This window comes from Pseudomonas sp. LW8, from assembly GCF_041956865.1.
GTDB classification, from domain to species: Bacteria; Pseudomonadota; Gammaproteobacteria; order Pseudomonadales; family Pseudomonadaceae; genus Aquipseudomonas; species Aquipseudomonas siliginis.
This window is the reverse complement of the sequence record NZ_CP168138.1, coordinates 4,215,792-4,234,025: the sequence shown is the minus strand read 5'-3', so window position 1 is coordinate 4,234,025 and position 18,234 is coordinate 4,215,792. Positions and strand designations below refer to the sequence as shown.

General features: G+C 58.7%; 17 protein-coding genes and 4 tRNA genes. 13 read left to right on the top strand and 8 right to left on the bottom strand.

Annotated elements, in window-relative coordinates:
* The first annotated feature begins 24 nt into the window (after nt 1-24).
* The 6 genes from alaS to AB9L16_RS19120 all read left to right on the top strand — a co-directional run bounded on the left by alaS (nt 25) and on the right by AB9L16_RS19120 (nt 4,834).
* A complete protein-coding gene (alaS, locus tag AB9L16_RS19145; RefSeq protein ID WP_375122559.1) occupies nt 25-2,640 on the top strand; it encodes an alanine--tRNA ligase in 2,616 nt (871 codons plus the stop codon).
* A gap of 90 nt (nt 2,641-2,730) precedes the next feature.
* The gene (locus AB9L16_RS19140) at nt 2,731-3,972 is read left to right on the top strand and encodes an aspartate kinase (protein WP_016773595.1); all 1,242 of its coding nucleotides are present in this window, start codon (nt 2,731-2,733) and stop codon (nt 3,970-3,972) included.
* 187 nt (nt 3,973-4,159) lie between these two features.
* Nucleotides 4,160-4,348, top strand: coding sequence for a carbon storage regulator CsrA (gene csrA / locus AB9L16_RS19135; protein WP_002554426.1), 189 nt, complete (start codon nt 4,160-4,162; stop codon nt 4,346-4,348).
* Between the two features lie 62 nt (nt 4,349-4,410).
* Nucleotides 4,411-4,501 (top strand) — tRNA-Ser (locus tag AB9L16_RS19130).
* Nucleotides 4,502-4,608: 107 nt separating this feature from the next.
* A tRNA-Arg gene (locus AB9L16_RS19125) sits at nt 4,609-4,685 on the top strand.
* Nucleotides 4,686-4,757: 72 nt separating this feature from the next.
* Nucleotides 4,758-4,834 (top strand) — tRNA-Arg (locus AB9L16_RS19120).
* 19 nt (nt 4,835-4,853) lie between these two features.
* On the opposite strand, the gene AB9L16_RS19115 is transcribed toward AB9L16_RS19120, so the two are convergent.
* Complete coding sequence (locus AB9L16_RS19115) at nt 4,854-5,366, bottom strand: cell envelope protein SmpA (RefSeq protein WP_252876753.1); 513 nt, start codon at nt 5,364-5,366, stop codon at nt 4,854-4,856.
* Nucleotides 5,367-5,687: 321 nt separating this feature from the next.
* Between AB9L16_RS19115 and mgtE the strand changes: the two genes are divergently transcribed.
* Nucleotides 5,688-7,130 (top strand): magnesium transporter, encoded by a 1,443-nt coding sequence (gene mgtE / locus AB9L16_RS19110; RefSeq protein WP_016773597.1) that lies wholly within the window; start codon nt 5,688-5,690, stop codon nt 7,128-7,130.
* A gap of 256 nt (nt 7,131-7,386) precedes the next feature.
* Here the strand turns inward: mgtE and AB9L16_RS19105 are convergent, their stop codons facing one another.
* Nucleotides 7,387-7,713, bottom strand: coding sequence for an Arc family DNA-binding protein (locus AB9L16_RS19105; RefSeq protein WP_003178899.1), 327 nt, complete (start codon nt 7,711-7,713; stop codon nt 7,387-7,389).
* Between the two features lie 388 nt (nt 7,714-8,101).
* Here AB9L16_RS19105 and phnN point away from each other — a divergent pair, with 388 nt between their 5' ends.
* A complete protein-coding gene (gene phnN / locus AB9L16_RS19100; protein ID WP_375122558.1) occupies nt 8,102-8,671 on the top strand; it encodes a phosphonate metabolism protein/1,5-bisphosphokinase (PRPP-forming) PhnN in 570 nt (189 codons plus the stop codon).
* Here phnN and AB9L16_RS19095 read toward each other — a convergent pair.
* Entirely contained in the window at nt 8,646-8,825 is a 180-nt protein-coding gene (locus AB9L16_RS19095) for a PA3371 family protein (RefSeq protein ID WP_016773599.1), read from the bottom strand. The two genes, phnN and AB9L16_RS19095, sit on opposite strands and share 26 nt — an antisense overlap.
* Nucleotides 8,826-8,845: 20 nt before the next feature.
* Nucleotides 8,846-9,079, bottom strand: a complete 234-nt coding sequence (locus tag AB9L16_RS19090; RefSeq protein WP_056788077.1) for a hypothetical protein — start codon at nt 9,077-9,079, stop codon at nt 8,846-8,848.
* A gap of 298 nt (nt 9,080-9,377) precedes the next feature.
* Here AB9L16_RS19090 and AB9L16_RS19085 point away from each other — a divergent pair.
* Nucleotides 9,378-9,454: transfer RNA gene (locus AB9L16_RS19085), tRNA-Arg, on the top strand.
* Nucleotides 9,455-9,604: 150 nt separating this feature from the next.
* Here AB9L16_RS19085 and AB9L16_RS19080 read toward each other — a convergent pair.
* A complete protein-coding gene (locus AB9L16_RS19080) occupies nt 9,605-10,957 on the bottom strand; it encodes a lysozyme inhibitor LprI family protein (RefSeq protein WP_375122557.1) in 1,353 nt (450 codons plus the stop codon).
* A 217-nt stretch (nt 10,958-11,174) separates the two neighbouring features.
* On the opposite strand from AB9L16_RS19080, the gene AB9L16_RS19075 reads away from it, so the two are divergent.
* The 4 genes from AB9L16_RS19075 (at nt 11,175) to AB9L16_RS19060 (ending at nt 16,469) form a co-directional block, all read left to right on the top strand.
* Nucleotides 11,175-12,779 carry a tetratricopeptide repeat-containing response regulator gene (locus tag AB9L16_RS19075; RefSeq protein WP_016773603.1) on the top strand — a complete coding sequence of 535 codons (1,605 nt, stop codon included), beginning with the start codon at nt 11,175-11,177 and terminating at the stop codon, nt 12,777-12,779.
* Nucleotides 12,776-13,468, top strand: coding sequence for a sensor histidine kinase KdpD (locus tag AB9L16_RS19070; RefSeq protein WP_076563863.1), 693 nt, complete (start codon nt 12,776-12,778; stop codon nt 13,466-13,468). The genes AB9L16_RS19075 and AB9L16_RS19070 overlap by 4 nt, the downstream gene beginning before the upstream one ends.
* Before the next feature lie 307 nt (nt 13,469-13,775).
* Entirely contained in the window at nt 13,776-15,017 is a 1,242-nt protein-coding gene (locus AB9L16_RS19065) for a glutamine synthetase family protein (protein ID WP_191637002.1), read from the top strand.
* Nucleotides 15,018-15,086: 69 nt separating this feature from the next.
* Entirely contained in the window at nt 15,087-16,469 is a 1,383-nt protein-coding gene (locus AB9L16_RS19060; RefSeq protein ID WP_056788086.1) for an MFS transporter, read from the top strand.
* Nucleotides 16,470-16,542: 73 nt separating this feature from the next.
* Here AB9L16_RS19060 and AB9L16_RS19055 read toward each other — a convergent pair whose 3' ends face one another.
* The 3 genes from AB9L16_RS19055 to flgM form a co-directional block, all read right to left on the bottom strand.
* Nucleotides 16,543-17,289 carry a flagellar brake protein gene (locus AB9L16_RS19055; protein ID WP_041479276.1) on the bottom strand — a complete coding sequence of 249 codons (747 nt, stop codon included), beginning with the start codon at nt 17,287-17,289 and terminating at the stop codon, nt 16,543-16,545.
* An 89-nt stretch (nt 17,290-17,378) separates the two neighbouring features.
* Nucleotides 17,379-17,846 carry a flagella synthesis protein FlgN gene (locus tag AB9L16_RS19050; protein WP_375122555.1) on the bottom strand — a complete coding sequence of 156 codons (468 nt, stop codon included), beginning with the start codon at nt 17,844-17,846 and terminating at the stop codon, nt 17,379-17,381.
* Between the two features lie 48 nt (nt 17,847-17,894).
* On the bottom strand, nt 17,895-18,221 hold the full coding sequence (flgM, locus tag AB9L16_RS19045) for a flagellar biosynthesis anti-sigma factor FlgM (RefSeq protein WP_016773609.1): 327 nt from the start codon (nt 18,219-18,221) through the stop codon (nt 17,895-17,897).
* Nucleotides 18,222-18,234: the final 13 nt, after the last annotated feature.

Here is an 18,234-nt window from a genome sequence, read left to right as displayed (position 1 = left end):
CCGCAGCCTCCGTGGAAGAACCTAATGAAAAGCGCAGAAATCCGTGAAGCCTTCCTTCGCTTCTTCGAAGAGCAAGGCCACACCCGTGTAGCCTCCAGCTCTTTGATTCCGGGCAACGACCCAACCCTGCTGTTCACCAACGCGGGGATGAACCAGTTCAAGGACTGCTTCCTGGGCCAGGAAAAACGTGCGTACACCCGTGCCACCAGCAGCCAGAAATGCGTGCGCGCCGGCGGCAAGAACAGTGACCTGGAAAACGTCGGTTATACCGCGCGTCACCACACGTTCTTCGAAATGCTCGGTAACTTCAGCTTCGGCGACTACTTCAAGCACGACGCGATCACCTTCGCCTGGACCTTCCTCACTGGCGTGCTCAAGCTGCCGAAGGAAAAGCTCTGGGTCACCGTCTACGCCACCGACGACGAAGCGTATGACATCTGGACACAGAAAATCGGTGTGCCAGCCGAGCGCATGATCCGCATCGGCGACAACAAGGGTGCGCCGTACGCTTCCGACAACTTCTGGACCATGGGCGATACCGGCCCGTGCGGCCCGTGCACCGAGATTTTCTACGATCACGGCGAGCACATCTGGGGCGGCCCGCCGGGCTCGCCGGAAGAAGATGGCGACCGCTACATCGAGATCTGGAACAACGTGTTCATGCAGTTCAACCGCACCGCCGACGGTGTGTTGCATCCGTTGCCAGCGCCGTCGGTGGACACCGGCATGGGCCTGGAGCGGATCAGTGCGGTGATGCAGCACGTCAACTCCAACTACGACATCGACCTGTTCAAGAACCTGCTCAAGGCTTCGGCTGAAGCGATCGGCTGCGAAAACGGCGATCAGTCGTCGCTCAAAGTCGTTTCCGACCACATCCGTTCCTGCGGTTTCCTGATCGCCGACGGCGTGCTGCCGTCCAACGAAGGTCGCGGTTACGTGCTGCGCCGGATCATCCGTCGCGCCTGCCGTCACGGCAACAAGCTCGGCGCCACCGGCAGCTTTTTCTACAAGATCGTCGCGGCGCTGGTCGCCGAAATGGGCGAAGCCTTCCCGGAACTCAAGAAGCAGCAGAGCAACATCGAGCGCGTGCTCAAGGCCGAAGAAGAGCAGTTCTCCAAGACCCTGGAGCACGGCCTGAAAATCCTCGAGCAGGATCTGGTCGAACTCAAAGGCACCGTGGTGCCGGGCGACGTGGTGTTCAAACTCTACGACACCTACGGCTTCCCGATGGACCTGACCGCTGACATCGCCCGCGAACGCGGCCTGACCGTTGACGAAGTCGGTTTCGAGCGTGAAATGGAAGCGCAGCGTGTTCGCGCGCGTTCGGCCAGCTCTTTCGGTCTGGATTACAACACCCTGGTCAAGGTTGACGTGGCCACCGAGTTCACCGGCTATGCCGCCACTCGCGGCTCGGCGAAAATCGTTGCCATCTATAAGGATGGCCAGTCGGTCGACGTGCTGAGCGAAGGTCAGGAAGGCGTGATCGTGCTCAACCAGACGCCGTTCTACGCCGAATCCGGTGGCCAGATCGGCGACTGCGGTTTCATTCAGGCCGGCGACAGCCGGTTTGACGTGCGCGATACCACCAAGACCGGCGGCGCATTCCTGCACCACGGTGTGCTGGCCTCGGGCAGTCTGACCATCGGCGCACCGGTGGAAACTCACGTCGACGCCGAAGTACGTCACGCCACCGCGCTGAACCACTCGGCTACTCACTTGCTGCACGCCGCGCTGCGTCAGGTGCTGGGCGAGCATGTGCAGCAGAAAGGTTCGTTGGTCGACAGTCAGCGCCTGCGTTTCGACTTCAGCCACTTCGAAGCAATCAAGCCAGAGCAGATCAAGCAGCTGGAAGACATCGTCAACGCCGAGATTCGCAAGAACTCCGCCGTTGAAACCGAAGAAACCGACATCGAAACCGCTAAGAACAAAGGCGCCATGGCGCTGTTCGGCGAGAAGTACGGCGACAGCGTGCGCGTGCTGAGCATGGGCGACTTCTCGGTCGAACTGTGCGGCGGTATCCACGCCAACCGTACCGGCGACATCGGCCTGCTGAAAATCATCAGCGAAGGCGGTGTGGCATCGGGCGTGCGTCGTATCGAGGCAGTCACCGGTGCTGCGGCGCTGGCCTACTTGAACGCGGCAGAAGAACAACTCAAGGAAGCGGCCAGCCTGGTCAAGGGCAGCCGCGACAACCTGATCGACAAGCTCTCGGCGGTACTGGAGCGCAACCGTCTGCTGGAGAAACAACTCGAGCAGTTGCAGGCCAAGGCAGCCAGCGCTGCGGGCGACGATCTGTCGGCCTCGGCGGTGGACGTCAAGGATGTGAAGGTGCTGGCTGCCCGTCTGGACGGTCAGGATGGCAAGGCGCTGCTGGCGCTGGTCGATCAGCTGAAAAACAAACTCGGCCGCGCAGTGATCCTGCTCGGCGGTGTCCATGAGGAAAAGGTCGTACTGGTTGCAGGCGTAACCAAGGACCTGACTGGCCAACTCAAAGCCGGTGATTTGATGAAACAGGCTGCTGCGGCAGTGGGCGGGAAGGGCGGTGGTCGTCCGGACATGGCGCAGGGCGGTGGTGTCGATGCCGCTGCGCTGGATGGCGCACTCGCGCTGACCGTTCCATTCGTCGAGCAGGCTTTATAAGACGGCTCGCCAGGCCCGCAGTCTAGTGGCGGGCCTGGCGACTGTTCGAAAGATTATTGGGCGCCCTTCATGGGCAGAGGCGGCTTTGAAATGGCTTTGATCGTACAGAAATTTGGAGGCACCTCGGTCGGCACTGTCGAGAGAATCGAGCAGGTCGCCGACAAGGTTAAGAAATTCCGCGATGCCGGCGATGACCTGGTGGTTGTGCTGTCTGCAATGAGCGGCGAAACCAACCGTCTGATCGATCTGGCCAAGCAAATCAGTGGCGAGGCGCAACCGGTTCCGCGCGAGCTGGACGTGATCGTCTCCACCGGTGAGCAGGTGACGATTGCCCTGTTGGCCATGGCGCTGATCAAGCGCGGTGTGCCGGCGGTGTCGTACACCGGTAATCAGGTACGGATCCTGACCGACAGTGCGCACAATAAAGCGCGTATCTTGCAGATTGATGACCAGAAGATTCGCGGTGATCTGAAGGCTGGTCGCGTGGTGGTTGTCGCCGGTTTCCAGGGTGTCGACGAGCACGGCAACATCACCACTCTCGGTCGCGGCGGTTCCGATACCACGGGCGTGGCACTGGCGGCGGCCTTGAAGGCGGATGAATGCCAGATCTACACCGACGTCGACGGTGTCTACACCACCGACCCGCGTGTGGTGCCGGTCGCTCAGCGTCTGGACAAGATCACCTTCGAAGAGATGCTGGAAATGGCCAGCCTCGGTTCCAAGGTCCTGCAGATCCGTGCGGTGGAATTCGCCGGCAAGTACAACGTTCCGCTGCGCGTACTGCACAGCTTCAAGGAGGGTCCGGGCACCCTCATTACTATTGATGAAGAGGAAACCATGGAACAGCCGATCATTTCCGGCATCGCTTTCAACCGCGATGAAGCCAAGCTGACCATCCGTGGCGTGCCAGACACCCCGGGCGTGGCGTTCAAGATTCTCGGCCCGATCAGTGCCGCGAACATCGAAGTCGACATGATCGTGCAGAACGTCGCGCACGATAACACCACCGACTTCACCTTCACCGTGCACCGCAACGACTACCAGGCTGCACAGACCGTGCTGGAAAACACCGCTCGCGAAATCGGTGCCCGTGAAGTGGTTGGCGACACCAAGATCGCCAAGGTCTCGATCGTCGGCGTCGGCATGCGTTCTCACGCAGGCGTGGCCAGCCGCATGTTCGAATCCCTGGCAAAAGAAAGCATCAACATCCAGATGATATCGACTTCGGAAATCAAGGTTTCCGTAGTGATCGAAGAGAAGTACCTGGAACTGGCCGTGCGCGCGCTGCACACGGCTTTCGAACTGGATGCTCCGGCCCGTCAGGGCGAGTAATCCGATTCTGTGAAGGGCGCGGTCTGACCGCGCCCTTTATTTTTGAATGGCGCGAGCCCCGGAACTGTTCTTTTGCTCGCGCTGGTCAATACTCAGGCATGTAGGGCTACGATCGCTGCGGTTGTAGGTCGGGTGCCTTTTTTTTGCAGACTGTTGTCCCTGAAATGAATGGCGTAAGGAGAAAGGTATGCTGATTCTGACTCGTCGGTGCGCGGAAAGCCTGATTATCGGTGACGGCGAAATCACCGTGACCGTGCTCGGCGTCAAAGGAAACCAGGTGCGTATCGGCGTCAACGCTCCGAAAGAGGTTGCGGTGCACCGTGAGGAAATTTACCTGCGTATAAAGAAAGAGAAGGACGAAGAACCAAGCCATTAATTTTTATCGATTTTTATGTTTGCAAACGGGGAAGAAGCTGGTTAATATACGCCCCGTGTTGCGGAGAGCTGGCCGAGTGGCCGAAGGCGCTCCCCTGCTAAGGGAGTACACCTCAAAAGGGTGTCGGGGGTTCGAATCCCCCGTTCTCCGCCATTATTTGCTTAGTACGTCGTAATCTGGCTTCTTCTGTAAGTTGTTGAAATTACTAGAAAAAGTGTTTGACATAGAGATTAGACGGCCTATAATGCGCGGCAACAAATGCACTCGTAGCTCAGCTGGATAGAGTACTCGGCTACGAACCGAGCGGTCACAGGTTCGAATCCTGTCGAGTGCACCATTTAAGAGTTATTTGCTGTAAGGTGAGTAACTCGGCTTCAGCCAGTTGTGGTCTGGTTTAAAAACACAAAATGCACTCGTAGCTCAGCTGGATAGAGTACTCGGCTACGAACCGAGCGGTCACAGGTTCGAATCCTGTCGAGTGCACCATATACCAAGAAGCCCGCGTTTAACGCGGGCTTTTTGCTGTCCGGGATTTGGCTTTTCCCTTCACGCAGCCTCTTTCATCAAAATCAATTTGAGCACTGCGGCCTCGCTTGAGGTCGTAACGATAGCTCGTGGTCGATGTGCGGGTGTTGATCTTGTCGGGCTTGCCCAGTGCGCTTTCGACGTCCCGCTGACTCATGCCGGCAATCACTCGACGGTTGATGATCGCTTCGCGCCGCTGTCTGTTGTCGATCAGGTTTCCACATTTATGTTCAGTGCCGCCGACGATGCCCGGTTCGCGTCCGCTGTCTTTCATGCCGGTCACAGCTTCGTGATTGAACTCCGGCATGATTGCGACCCAGCCGGGTGAATACGGGTGGACCTCCTGAGTTGAGAGTTGCTCGCCAGTTGCGCAGCTCATCGACGTAAACGTGACGCTGCCGTCAGCAGCCTGGCAGCGATGAAGTGTGGTGGCGTGGGCAGGCGTGATGTGGAGCAGGGCGGTCAGTAGAAAAAGCGCTGGTTTTGCTGGCATTCGATGTCCTCCATGACGATCTAAGCTCAAGGGTAGTCGCTGCTTTTTGCATTGCCGGTGTGTTTTCTTTTCAAGATGAGTCGTCGCATTTGCACGGGTCAGGCAGGCGCTCAGGTTTGTTTCGCAAGCGCTTGTTTCAGCCGTGATTTTTTCAACGTTTTAAACCGTCAGGCGTGTATCATTGCGCCCGTCAGCCCCGCCGGGGCTTATGGAAAACCTCCATGGACTTACCCAGTAGTTGTTCAGTAAACCGTTTCACCAATCATGAATTGACTGATTGATCCTTCCGGCGTGCCCCGCTGCTGGGAGTGGAGTTCGCCTATGTCCGAAATCGAAGTAAAAAAAACACAGGAAAGCCTGCAGGACCGCCTGGCTCAGGTCGTCGAGTTGCTGCAGCGCCAGCGTGTCGTTGAAGACCTGACTCATCGCCAGGAAGGTCCGCACCACGACCGCGTGGAAAACCTGGTTCACCGGCAAAACCTCGTCGAGCTGCAACGCAAGCTCGATGATCTGCACTCCGCCGACGTCGCCTACATTCTCGAAGCCTTGCCGCTGGACGATCGCCTGACGCTCTGGCAACTGGTCAAGGCCGACCGCGACGGCGACATTCTTCTCGAAGTATCCGATTCCGTCCGTGAAACGCTGATCGCCGACATGGACGATCACGAGCTCCTGGCTGCCGCCAAGGACATGGACGCCGACGAACTCGCTGACCTGGCCTCCGAGCTGCCGCGAGACGTTGTCCATGAGCTGATGGAGAGTCTGGATAACCAGCAGCGCGAACGCGTGCGCTCGGCGCTGTCCTATGACGAGGATCAGGTCGGTGCGCTGATGGACTTCGAGATGGTGACGATCCGTGAGGACGTCAGCCTTGAAGTGGTTCTGCGCTATCTGCGTCGCCTCAAAGAGCTGCCCGGTCATACCGATAAATTGTTCGTGGTCGATTACGACGGCGTGCTCAAGGGCGTGCTGCCTATCAAACGTCTGCTGGTCAACGATCCGGAGAAGCAGGTCGCGGAAGTGATGGCCAGCGATCCGGTGAGCTTCCACCCGGACGAAGATGCCTACGACGCTGCTCAGGCGTTCGAGCGTTACGACTTGATCTCGGCGCCGGTGGTCGACAAGAACGGCAAGCTGATCGGCCGTCTGACCATCGATGAAATGGTCGACCTGATCCGTGAGGAAAGCGAAAGCGAAGTCCTCAACATGGCCGGTCTGCGCGAAGAGGAAGATATCTTCGCCTCGGTGTGGAAATCCCTGCGTAACCGTTGGGCGTGGCTGGCGGTGAACCTGATCACTGCATTTGTCGCATCGCGGGTGATCGGTCTGTTCGAAGGTTCGATCGAGAAGCTCGTGGCACTGGCGGCGCTGATGCCGATCGTGGCGGGTATCGGTGGCAACTCCGGTAACCAGACCATCACCATGATCGTGCGCGCCATGGCGCTGGATCAGGTCAGCACCGGCAACACCTCGCGCTTGATGCGCAAAGAGCTGGCGGTCGGTTTGATCAACGGTCTGGTCTGGGGCGGGGTGATCGGTGTGGTCGCGTACATGCTCTACGGCAGTTGGTCACTCGGTGTGGTCATGACGGCGGCGATGACGCTCAATTTGTTGCTGGCGGCGTTGATGGGCGTGTTGATCCCGATGACGCTGGCGAAGATGGGCCGCGATCCGGCGATGGGTGCCAGTGTGATGATCACCGCAATGACCGACAGCGGTGGCTTCTTCATCTTCCTCGGGTTGGCGACAATCTTCCTGCTCTGACCTTGTGCAATGAAAAGCCCGTCAAATCGACGGGCTTTTTTGTGCCTGCCAAACAAATACGGGCGCAAGTACAAGTAACGGTGGCGAGGGGATTTATCCCCGCTGGACTGCGCAGCAGTCCCATTGTTTTTGGGGCTGCCATGCAGCCCAGCGGGGATAAATCCCCTCGCCACACTCCATTGCCAAGCGGCCATCTGTCATATCGCGGGCAAAAAAAAGCCAGCAATCATGCTGGCTTCAATATGTTCGGTATAACTCAGGACGCGTCTGCGGCCATTTCAGCGTCGTGGGCGATCAGCGACACCAGGGCGTTCTGCTGACGGTGCGACAGCTGACGGAAGCGCTGCAACAGCTCGCGCTCGTGCAGCGACAGCTCCGGGCTGTCCAGGCGCATGCTCAGCTCTTCGCCCAGTGCGCCTTCCTGAATAAGACTCTGCTCAAGGCGCGCAATGATTTCGGAGTTCATGCTGCGATGATGATTGCGAGCCACCTCGGCAATGCGTTCACGCATTCCGTCTGGCAGACGTACGACAAACTTGTCAGCCGTACGGCTGGAATAAATTGCCTGTTTCAATGGGCGCATATATTTAACCGGTTAGTTCAGGGGAGCGGTTCTCGGGATTGGCCGCAGGATGTGTGGTAGGACAAGCATCCGGACCAATTGGTTCAACCTGAATTGTTAAGAGGCCGGCATCATGCCTCAAAATTGCCAGATCATTGGCGTCAATTCTGTGACAAATATTGAGCCGGGTAAAGGCGTAATGCCAGCACCAGTTGTCAGAAATGCGGACTGGTTGGAAAACTTTCCATCCTTCCGTATCGCTGCCCGCTTTCGCATGCACATCTGTTGATGTCCGAAGACCTTAGAACGTGCATGCTATGCGGCTCGCTATTCTTGATCCCTATGTGTACAGGATAGTGGCAATTTGCCGATTTACTAGAGGCAGGACCCGTCGGAGGGCGTTTTCGGGATGGATGGCAAGCTTTTTTACCTGATGGGGCCGTCCGGTTCGGGCAAGGACAGCCTGATCGAAGCAGCGCGTGAGCCACTGCGTGAGTTGAACTGTGAAGTGATGCGCCGGGTGATTACCCGATCGGCGGAGTCAGTCGGCGAAGATGCAATCGGCGTGACGCCTGAAGAGTTCGACCGGCGACAGCACGCTGGCGCTTTTTCCTTAGCCTGGCAAGCCAACGGCCTCTCTTACGGCATTCCAAGGGAAATGGATGAATGGTTGCAAGCGGGCCGGCACGTATTGGTTAACGGGTCGAGAGCGAACCTGCGTCAAGCAATGGAGAAATATCCAACGCTGGTGCCGGTTCTGCTGACAGTCAACGATGAGGTCCTGCGTAAGCGCCTGCTCAAGCGTGGCCGGGAAACCCCTGAGCAAATCGACGCAAGACTCGCGCGCAACGCACTGTTCAAAGACCGCAGATCCAGCGACAGCCCCGTTCATCAGATCGAAAATTCTGTTGATCTTGCTGAAGCTGTCTCTGCATTACTTGAGCTGATCCAGCTCAACGCAGAACCGGATCAAACTTGATCTTGCGCCCTGCAATCAGCGCCAGCACAAACAGCACCGCAAACACGCCACAGCCAACCAGAGGCAAGGTGACTTCCGTCTCCTCGAACAGCGCCAGATGGGTAACGCCACTCAGTAAAGCGAGGATCAGAAATCCCGTCGCTGATTTGGACATGTTGTACTCCTGAAGATATTTCAAAAAACCAGACGTTCGGTGGTCGGCGCCGAGGCTAGCTCAGGCTCGCTGACCATTTGCGTAGAGGCATCGCTGCGATCACTCAGCACCGCCCACTGCGGCGCTTTCTGCACCTGCAAGTAATGCGGCATGCGCTGCGCCACTGGCTGCTCGATGTCCGCCTTGGGAAAAAAATGCGATCCGAGCAAGAAGGCCAATGCCGCTGCGTTTGCAAGCAAGAGGGTGCTGTTCATGGCACGACGCTCCAAATTGTTCTTTTTGATAGAACAGCCATAGCAGTCGCCGTGCCAACAGTGTAACGGCTGATAAGTCCTTTAAAAACAAGGGTTTGGTAAGGTTTTTCGGGCGGCACTGATTGCAAACTGCAATGACCGCTTTTTCGCGTAGTGCAAATTGCCCGGTAAAAGTTCCCACAATCTTGCACGGCGCCTGCCTACACTTAAAAAGCCCTACGGACGACATGACAAAACAGGGGCCGGCCGTTAACATGCACGCCGTCTGTCGCCCCGCGTACAGCGCGCTTCAATCAGTGTCTCAGTAGCTCAATTGGATAGAGCATCCCCCTCCTAAGGGGAAGGTTGCAGGTTCGAACCCCGCCTGGGACACCACTTCTTGAAAACGAAAAGCCCCGTCGCATTTATCCATTGCGACGGGGCTTTTTGGTTTGGTCGACGAACAGGCGTTCTGCACTGTTACAAACTCCGGGGTTCCACCTCTGCGGTTGCAGCGGATCATCCTGCGCCGGTGCTGACTGACGATCAGTCGCCGTTCAGTTCGACTTTGCCGAGAGTGCTGCTGACGTCTGTGACATGCCGACGGCCGTGGACTTCGTAAGTAGTCCCGCTCGCCTCGACGCCCGGCTTGCGCACGGCCAGTTGAGCGAATAACCCCGTCTTTTCGCTGTAACTTCCGAACCAGTCAATCAGCGCCCCGATGTAGCATTCGCCGCCGATCATTACCGGCAAATCGGCGATCTTTTCGATGGTGTAGTGCCCTGGACCGTAGCTGTAGTAATCGTCGCCTCCGGCACCCGTGGGAGGAATAGGGCAAAGGGGCGCGTTAGCGGTTGATTCCGATGCGACTTTCATTACCTGAGTGATGGCGTGTTCGAGTGCCCCTTGCAGATCCGCGTCAAGCTCATAGGTGCTGGTGCCATCCTCTTTATGTTGAGTCGTGGGCACCTGCAGGGCGTAAGCGTAACGCACGGACACCGTCGGTACCTGACGGTTGATCTTCAGCGGATTGAGCAGGTACAGATTGTCGACACCGTAGGCGCCGTTTCGGTAGGCGGCATAGATTCTGTCGTGAAGCTTGATCCAGCTGATTGCCTGATTGGCGCCACGGTCGTTGGTGTAGAACAGCGAGCTTTCCGGCTCGACCGATCTCTTGACGAACCGCTCGCCCTTGCGGCGCCAGGTTTCCACGTAGGTGAACAAGCCGGTGCCGCCTGCGTATGTGTCGACGATAAGGTCGCGCTGGCCATCATGGTCCAGATCCAGCAGTGCGTAGGAAGACCGTCCGGTCTCGGCGGCGCCGTCGATGCTTGAGGCGTTCAATGCTTTCCATTCGTCCTCGCTCACGCCTTTGGGACGCGACTTGGGGAAGTTGGTTTGCTCGCCGTAGCTGTCGACTGGATCGCCCGCGAAAGATGTCTGCGAAGACTCGAAAGCCCGTGCGGTCAAGGCATGTTCCAGGGCAAATTCCGGGTGGTTTTTGCTCTCGGCACGAATGCTTTCCTGCAGATCGTTCATCGCCTGAACATCCACGGCGTCCGGCTGCCACATTGCGGCTTGCGTCCACTGTGCCTGCAATGCTTGCAGGCGCTGGCGGTAGCTGCCATCCAGGCAAGCGACATCGACTGCGCAGGCATTGCGGGTTTTTAGCCAGGCGCGCTGGGTGCGCTTGAGCTCAGGTTGCGTCGCTGTGGCAGTTGTCATCAGTTGGCGATACAGCGTGCCCATCTGCGCGTCTAGCTCATACAGCGATTTATTCGCGCAAATCATGTTTTCCACGTCGTTCGCCGCTTTTTTGCAATCCATCGCCGCCGCTGTCGCTTGCTGGATAAAGACAAGCAAACACGCTGACAGGATGTAGTGTCCCTTGATGTACACGATTCAGTCCTTATGCAAATCCTTGAGCAGGCGCGCAGAGTAATACTCCAGGCAACATTCTTGAAGCTCCACCCTCAGGCCCCGGCACTTTTGGCCGATAACCCGAACGGTGAGTTCAGGCTCGCGCGAAATCGCTTGATGGCGCATGGCCTCCAGCTATCATCTGCGCGCCTGAAATCGCCTCGGTTCGTTTTCTTCAATTGCCTGGAAATCTTCGATGTCGTCGTATCACCAAAAAAGCTTTCTGATCGTCGATGATTTTTCCGATTTCCGCAGTTCCGTGCGTTCGATGTTGCGTGAGCTCGGCGTCAAGGATGTCGATACTGCCGACACTGGCGAGCAGGCGCTGAAGATGTGCTCGCAGAAGTCCTACGATTTCATTCTTCAGGACTTCCACCTCGGCGACGGCAAGAAGAACGGCCAGCAGGTACTCGAAGACCTGATGTCGGAAAAGCTCATCAGTCACGAAGCCGTTTTCGTCATGGTCACCGCCGAGACCAGTCAGGCGATGGTGCTCAGCGCGCTGGAGCACGAGCCGGATGCGTACCTGACCAAGCCGTTCAACCGTTCCGGGCTGGCCCAGCGCCTTGAGCGTCTGGAGCAACGCAAGACTTTGCTCAAACCGATTCTGCAGGCCCTTGATCGCGGTAAGCCGGTCGAGGTGCTCAATGCCTGTATTGCCTTGTGCAAGCAGGACATCCGCTATTCGCCGCTGTGCCTGCGCTACCGCGCCGACGCGCTGCGTGACATGAACCAGAACGAAGCGCTGGAGCGGCTCTACGACGGCATCATTGCCGACCGTCCATTGCCGTGGGCCTTCGCTGGATTGGGCAAGTTGCTGTTCAAGCGCGGGCAGGTCTCGCAGGCCAAAGAAGTTTATGAAAAAGCCTTGAAAGTCTTTCCGATGATGCCGGCGCTGTATGACGGCATGGCCGATGTGCTGGTGGCCGAAGGCGACAGCAAAGGCGCGCAGCGAGTGCTCGAAGAAGCGATCCGTCTGTCGCCGCTGGCGGTGCGCCGTCAGGCGCTGCTCGGCAAACTGGCGATGGCCAACGAAGATTTCGAAACCGCCTCGCGGGCTTATCGTCAGGCCGTGGCGCAGGGCGCGCAGTCGCGTTTCAAGGACCCGGAAAGCAATCTCGGCCTGGCGCACGCGCTGATCAGCAAGGGTAGCGATCGCGGGCTCGACACGCGTACGCGACTGGAGATCAACACCACCCTCAGCGCTGTGGCCAAAGAAAACCCGAGCGACCCCGGTCTGCAGATTCGCGCGCGTTTGATGAAAGCCACCAGCCTGTTGCTCAACGACGCCGAAACCGCCGACAAGCTCACCGAACAGGCGCTGATGCGCCTCGATGGCATGGAGCAATTCATGAGTCCCGAGGCGGCGTTGCTGGTGGCCAAGCAGTTGCAGATGCTCGGTCAGGCCGAGGCGGGCACTTCGATGCTCAAGAGCTGCGCGGAGATCTACGGTGATGACCCGGCGGTGATGAAAGACATTGCCAAGCTCACCGACGATCCGACGATTCTCAGTTCGAGCAACGCTGCGGCCGATCTCAACCGTCAGGGCGTGCGCGTGTACAAGACCGGCAATCTGGTCGAGGCCCGCGAAGTGTTCCGCAAGGCGCTCAAGCTGCAACCGAAAAACATCAGTATCGCGCTGAACCTGGCCCAGTCGCTGCTGCACGGCACCGACACCAGTGTGCCGTCGGCGGAGCTGGAAGAATGTCGGGCCTGCCTGAAACTGGTGGGCCTGATGCCCGACACCGACGCGCGGTTTGCGCGTTATCAGAAGCTGAAAAGCAAGGCGTTTGGCGAATGAACTCAATAGATCCGGCGCTGGATTTTTCTACGGTGATTGCCTCCACCGTTCACGACATGAAGAACTCTCTGGCCATGCTGATGCAGGCGCACAGCCAATGGCTGGCGCGTCTGCCGAAAGAGCTGCGCGACGGCTCGGAGCAGGGCGTGATCGACTTCGAGTTCGCCCACCTCAACGGCATGCTCGTGCAGTTGCTGGGGCTGTACAAACTTGGCGTGAATCAGTTGCCGCTGCAGCCGGCGTATCACGAACTCGACGATTTCATCGAGGCGCAACTGGCCGCGCATCAGGAAGTGTTTGCCAGTCGCGGCATCATCGCCACTTATGAAGTCGACCCGTTGAGCCCGCTGGGTTTCTTCGATCGCGAGCTGATCGCCTCGGTGCTCGGCAACTGCATCAACAATGCGATTCGCTACGCCCGCGAGTCGTTGCTGATTACTGTCAGCGACGAAGCCGGGCAACTGGTGTTGAGCATCAACGACGATGGCGACGGCTATCCGGCAGAGATGCTCGAGCGTCAGGCCGATTATGTGCAGGGCATCAATCACAGCAGCGGCAGCACTGGCCTCGGTCTGTATTTCGCCAATCGCATCGCGGCGCTGCATCAGCGCAACGGCGTGGAAGGGCGCACCGAAATCAGCAATGGCGGGCCGTTGGGCGGAGGAGTGTTCAGCCTCTACTTGCCCTGAGGTCTGGTGTAGGAGCTGCCGAAGGCTGCGATCTTTTGATTTTAAAAAGCAAGATCAAAAGATCGCAGCCTCGTTGCACTCGTCAGCTCCTACGTCTCCTGCACAAGATCGGGATTTTTGTGGGCGCTGCTTGATATTCCGAACAGCCGCAGCCTATTTTGTCCGGGTCGCCGTTCGCGGCTCGCACAACAACAAGGATTGCGTCATGACAACCGATGGCCAGGGTTCACTCGCGCAGCGATTGACCGGCATTGATGAGATTGAATGTGTCACCCCGGATCTGAACGGTGTGCCACGGGGCAAGGTGATGACCGCCGAGGGTTTCCTCGAAGGGCGGCGTTTGCAGTTGGCGCGGGGTGTGCTGCTGCAATGCATCATGGGCGGCTATCCGCCGGCGCGGTTCTACGGCAGCGATGACGGCGATCTGGCGCTGGTCGCCGATCCTGCGCAGATTCACCGTTTGCCCTGGAGCGACGAGCCGCGTGCCATGGCGATTTGCGACGCCGACGAACTGAGCGGGGGGAGCTCAAGTCTCTCGACCCGTGGCCAGCTCAAAGCGGTCATCGCCCGTTACGCCGCGCACGGTCTGGCGCCGGTGGTGGCGACCGAACTGGAATTTTTTGTCTTCGCACCGAACACCGATCCGACTCAGCCGTTCCGTCCGCCGGTGGGCCTCGACGGCCGTCGCGAGGATGGCCAGTCGGCCTTCAGCGTCAGTTCCAACAACGGCCTGCGGCCGTTCTTCAGCGAAGTGTATAAATGCATGGCCGCCCTCGGCCTGCCGCGCGACACCTTCATGCATGAAATGGGCGTCAGCCAGTTCGAGATCAATCTGCTGCACGGCGATCCGCTGCTGCTGGCCGATCAGACGTTCCTGTTCAAGCATCTGCTCAAGGAGGTCGCGCTCAAGCATGGCCTGAGCGTGGTGTGCATGGCCAAACCGCTGGCGCACACGCCGGGCAGTTCGATGCATATTCACCAGAGCATCGTTGAGATCGGCAGCGGCAAGAATGTCTTCACTGACTCGAACGGCGAGCCGACGTCGATGTTCCGCCACTTCATCGGCGGGCAACAGGCAGGCCTCGCCGATTTCACCGCACTGTTTGCGCCCAACGTGAATTCCTATCAGCGCCTGTGTCATCCGTACGCGTCGCCGAACAATGCCTGCTGGTCCCATGACAATCGCGCCGCCGGCTTGCGTATTCCCGCCAGCTCGCCGGCCGCACGTCGGGTCGAAAACCGCTTGCCGGGCGCCGACGCCAATCCTTATCTGGCGATCGCCGCCAGTCTGGCCGCGGGTTTGCACGGCATCGAACAGGAGCTGGAGCCGAGCGCAGCGATCCAGGGCGAATTCGCCGTGCCGGATAATCTGGCCTTGCCGTGTACCTTGCACGCCGCGCTTGAGCGTCTGAAACGTAGCCAGTTGGCGAGGGAACTGTTCGGGTCGGAGTTCATCGAAGGCTACATCGCTTCGAAGACCATGGAGTTGACCAGCTTCTTTGATGAAATCACTCCCTGGGAGCGCCGTGTACTGGCCGCCCAGGCCTGACGTATCGCTGCTGCCGGGCTGTCGATCTGACCGCCCGGTATTTACTGCAAGGAGCCGCTCGGAACGCCGATGCGCCAAATCTGGAAATCCTTTCGAGCGCTGTATTTCGCCTCGCTGATGATGTTGATCGGCTCAGGCCTTCTTTCTACTTATCTGGCTTTGCGTCTGGCCGCCGACAATGTCGACGGGCTGTGGGTCGGTGCGCTGATGGCGGCCAACTATTTCGGTCTGGTGCTGGGCGGCAAGATCGGCCATCGCCTGATCGCCCGGGTCGGGCATATCCGTGCCTACTCGGCGTGTGCGGGGATCGTCGGCGCGGCGGTGCTCGGTCATGGTCTGGTGGACTGGCTGCCGGCGTGGCTGGTGCTGCGGACGATCGTCGGTCTGGGCATGATGTGTCAGTACATGGTCATCGAGAGCTGGCTCAACGAGCAGGCCGATGCCAATCAGCGTGGCCTGGTGTTCAGCGGTTACATGATCGCCTCTTATCTGGGCCTGGTGCTGGGCCAGCTGATTCTGGTCATGCATCCCGGCCTCGGGCTGGAACTGCTGATGCTGGTGGCGCTGTGCTTTGCCCTGTGCCTGGTGCCCGTGACGCTGACTCGACGGATTCACCCGGCGCCTCTGCACCCCGCGCCGATGGAGCCGCGCTTCTTTATCAAACGTGTGCCGCAATCGCTGAGCACGGTGCTCGGCGCCGGTTTGATCATCGGTTCGTTCTACGGTCTGGCGCCGCTGTACGCCTCGCAACAGGGGCTGACGACCGAGCAGGTCGGTCTGTTCATGGGTAGCTGCATTTTTGCCGGCTTGCTGGTGCAGTGGCCGTTGGGCTGGTTGTCCGACCGTTATGACCGCGCATTGCTGATTCGCTGCTTTGCCGGGTTTCTGGCGGTGGCGGCGTTGCCGTTGGCGATCATGCCGCAGGTGCCGCTGGAGGTGTTGTTCGTCGTCGGCTTCTTCTGTTCGCTGGTGCAGTTCTGCCTGTATCCGCTGGCGGTGGCGTTCTCCAATGACCACGTCGAAGGCGATCGCCGGGTGTCGCTGACCGCGATGTTGCTGGTGACCTATGGCGTCGGCGCGAGCATCGGGCCGCTGCTGGCGGGTGTGCTGATGAAGTTTCTCGGCAGTCAGAGCCTGTATGCGTTCTTCAGTTTCTTCGCGTTGGTGCTGGTCTGGCGGATTCGTCCGAAAGCAGTGACCAACCTGCATCAGGTCGACGACGCACCGCTGCATCACGTGGCAATGCCGGACAGCATGTCGAGTTCGCCGCTGGTGGCGGCGCTCGATCCGCGTGTCGATGAGCAGGTGGTGCAGGAGCAGATGGTGCAGGATCCGGCGCCGGTCACTCCTGAGCCAGAGCCCGAAGTGCAGCCGGAAGCAGTCGTTGAAACCGAACTGGACAGCGGCAATGACGATAAGCCTGCGCCGGATATCAGTGGTGGCCGGCCTTGAGTCGCACATAAACATCGGCGCATAAAAAAGGGCAGTCCCGCACAGGACTGCCCTTTTTATTGGTCGCTGCGACTCAGAGATCGTCTTTGTCGAAACGCCGTGCTTCACGCTGCAACTGGTAAACGAAACGCTCGACGTTGCGCGCAGCCTGGCCACTGATGTTGTGGAAGCGCAGACCGGCGAAGGTGATGTTGAGTTTTTCTTCGAAGTGCAGGTAGCGCAGCTCGACCGATGTTGGCTGATTGCCGAACAGCGGCGGGGCGATCAGGCGATCGTAGACCTGGCCCAGTTGCAGGCGATCAGTGATGTCGCCTTCGAAGCGGAATTTGCAGCCGGTGGCGGAGATGTCCAGCAGCTTGCCGTGCAGAGGAACCTTGAGCTTTTCGCCGCCCAGTTCAACGCTGACCAGGTCGGTGAGTTTCAACGCAGCGCGGAAGGCGTTGCGGCGCTGGTGGTAGACCACTTCGCTCGGCAGGTCGCCGGTGTAGAAACGGTCGCCGTCGGATTCTTCGATGTTCAGTGTGCCGTTGCATTCCCAGGCGATGCGCACGCCGTCATGAAAGCCTTCGACCTTGAACGGCTCGCCAGCCTGGAGGAAGCGTTCGCCGTCGCGCGGGATCATTTCGTCCAGGGCGATCGTCGCGGTTTCGCGGTCGACCTTGATCAGGTAGCTCTGAAAGCGCTGGCTGCGTTCATGGAAGGTGATGATCAGCGGATCGTGGCTGTCTTGCAGCTGGCGCAGGTTGCTGGAGATTTCCAGTGGCGTGGTGAGCACCTTCGGAGGCTGCGGAGCATCATCCGCGCTTAGGGTGTTGGACACGGTTCTTCAATCTCCAGACAAAATAAGACGACTGGCCAGTATTTTGCCAGCATGTTGCGCAGGTGGATAGTGCAGGGTCAGCGAATGGCTCATGCCTGGCTGAGCGTTCGCGGCTTGACCGGTTTGGCAAAGGTCCCGCTGGCGTCGTAAAGCGCTGGCGGCTCACCGCCGGTGAGGATCTTCAGTTGATTGGCCGTGGTCGCCTGCTGGATCTGGATCGACTGGCCATTCTTGACGTTGGCAGCCTGGCACTGGGCGATCAGCGCGGTCAGGGCATCGCCCTGGGTCAGCAACTGGTCGCCAATGCTCGACTGGCCGGCCAGTTGCTCAAGGCCTGTGCGATCGGTCGGCAGGTTGAGGCTGGCGAGGATTTCGCTGCGCTTGCGGCCATGCTGCTCGAGCAGAATGATCAACGCTTGCTTGGTCGCCAGAATTTCTTCCAGCAACGGCATGTCGCGACCATGCAAAGCGAGGGATTCGGTTTGCAATAACTCCAGCAATTGTTGCGCTGGAGCAAAGTCGTCGTTGATCAGTTGCAATAAGTTAGTGTCGTGCATGGCTGGCCTTGGGGTTTAAGCGTCCAAAAGCCTGGCGCCGGCAAAAGCCTAGCGCTGGGCTTCGAAGTTGAGCAGTTTGCTGGCTACACGGTTGCTGTCGACTTTATAGCTGCCATCGGCAATCGCGGCTTTCAACTCGGCCACACGGGCTTTGTCGACAGCAGGCTGATCGCGCAGCTTGTCAGTGACCTTCTGCAACTGTTGAGCCTCATTGCTGAGGTGTACCGACTCCCCGCTTTTGGCGACATTGGCCTGTTCGGCCTGGGTATTCAGCGGCGCGGAGGGGCTGTTTTCAGCGCTTTCCTTGGCGTTGCTGGTACGTGTGCTGCCGGTTAGTGACGAGGAACTGTTCAATCGGTTGAAATCGATAACCATGATAAAAAACCTC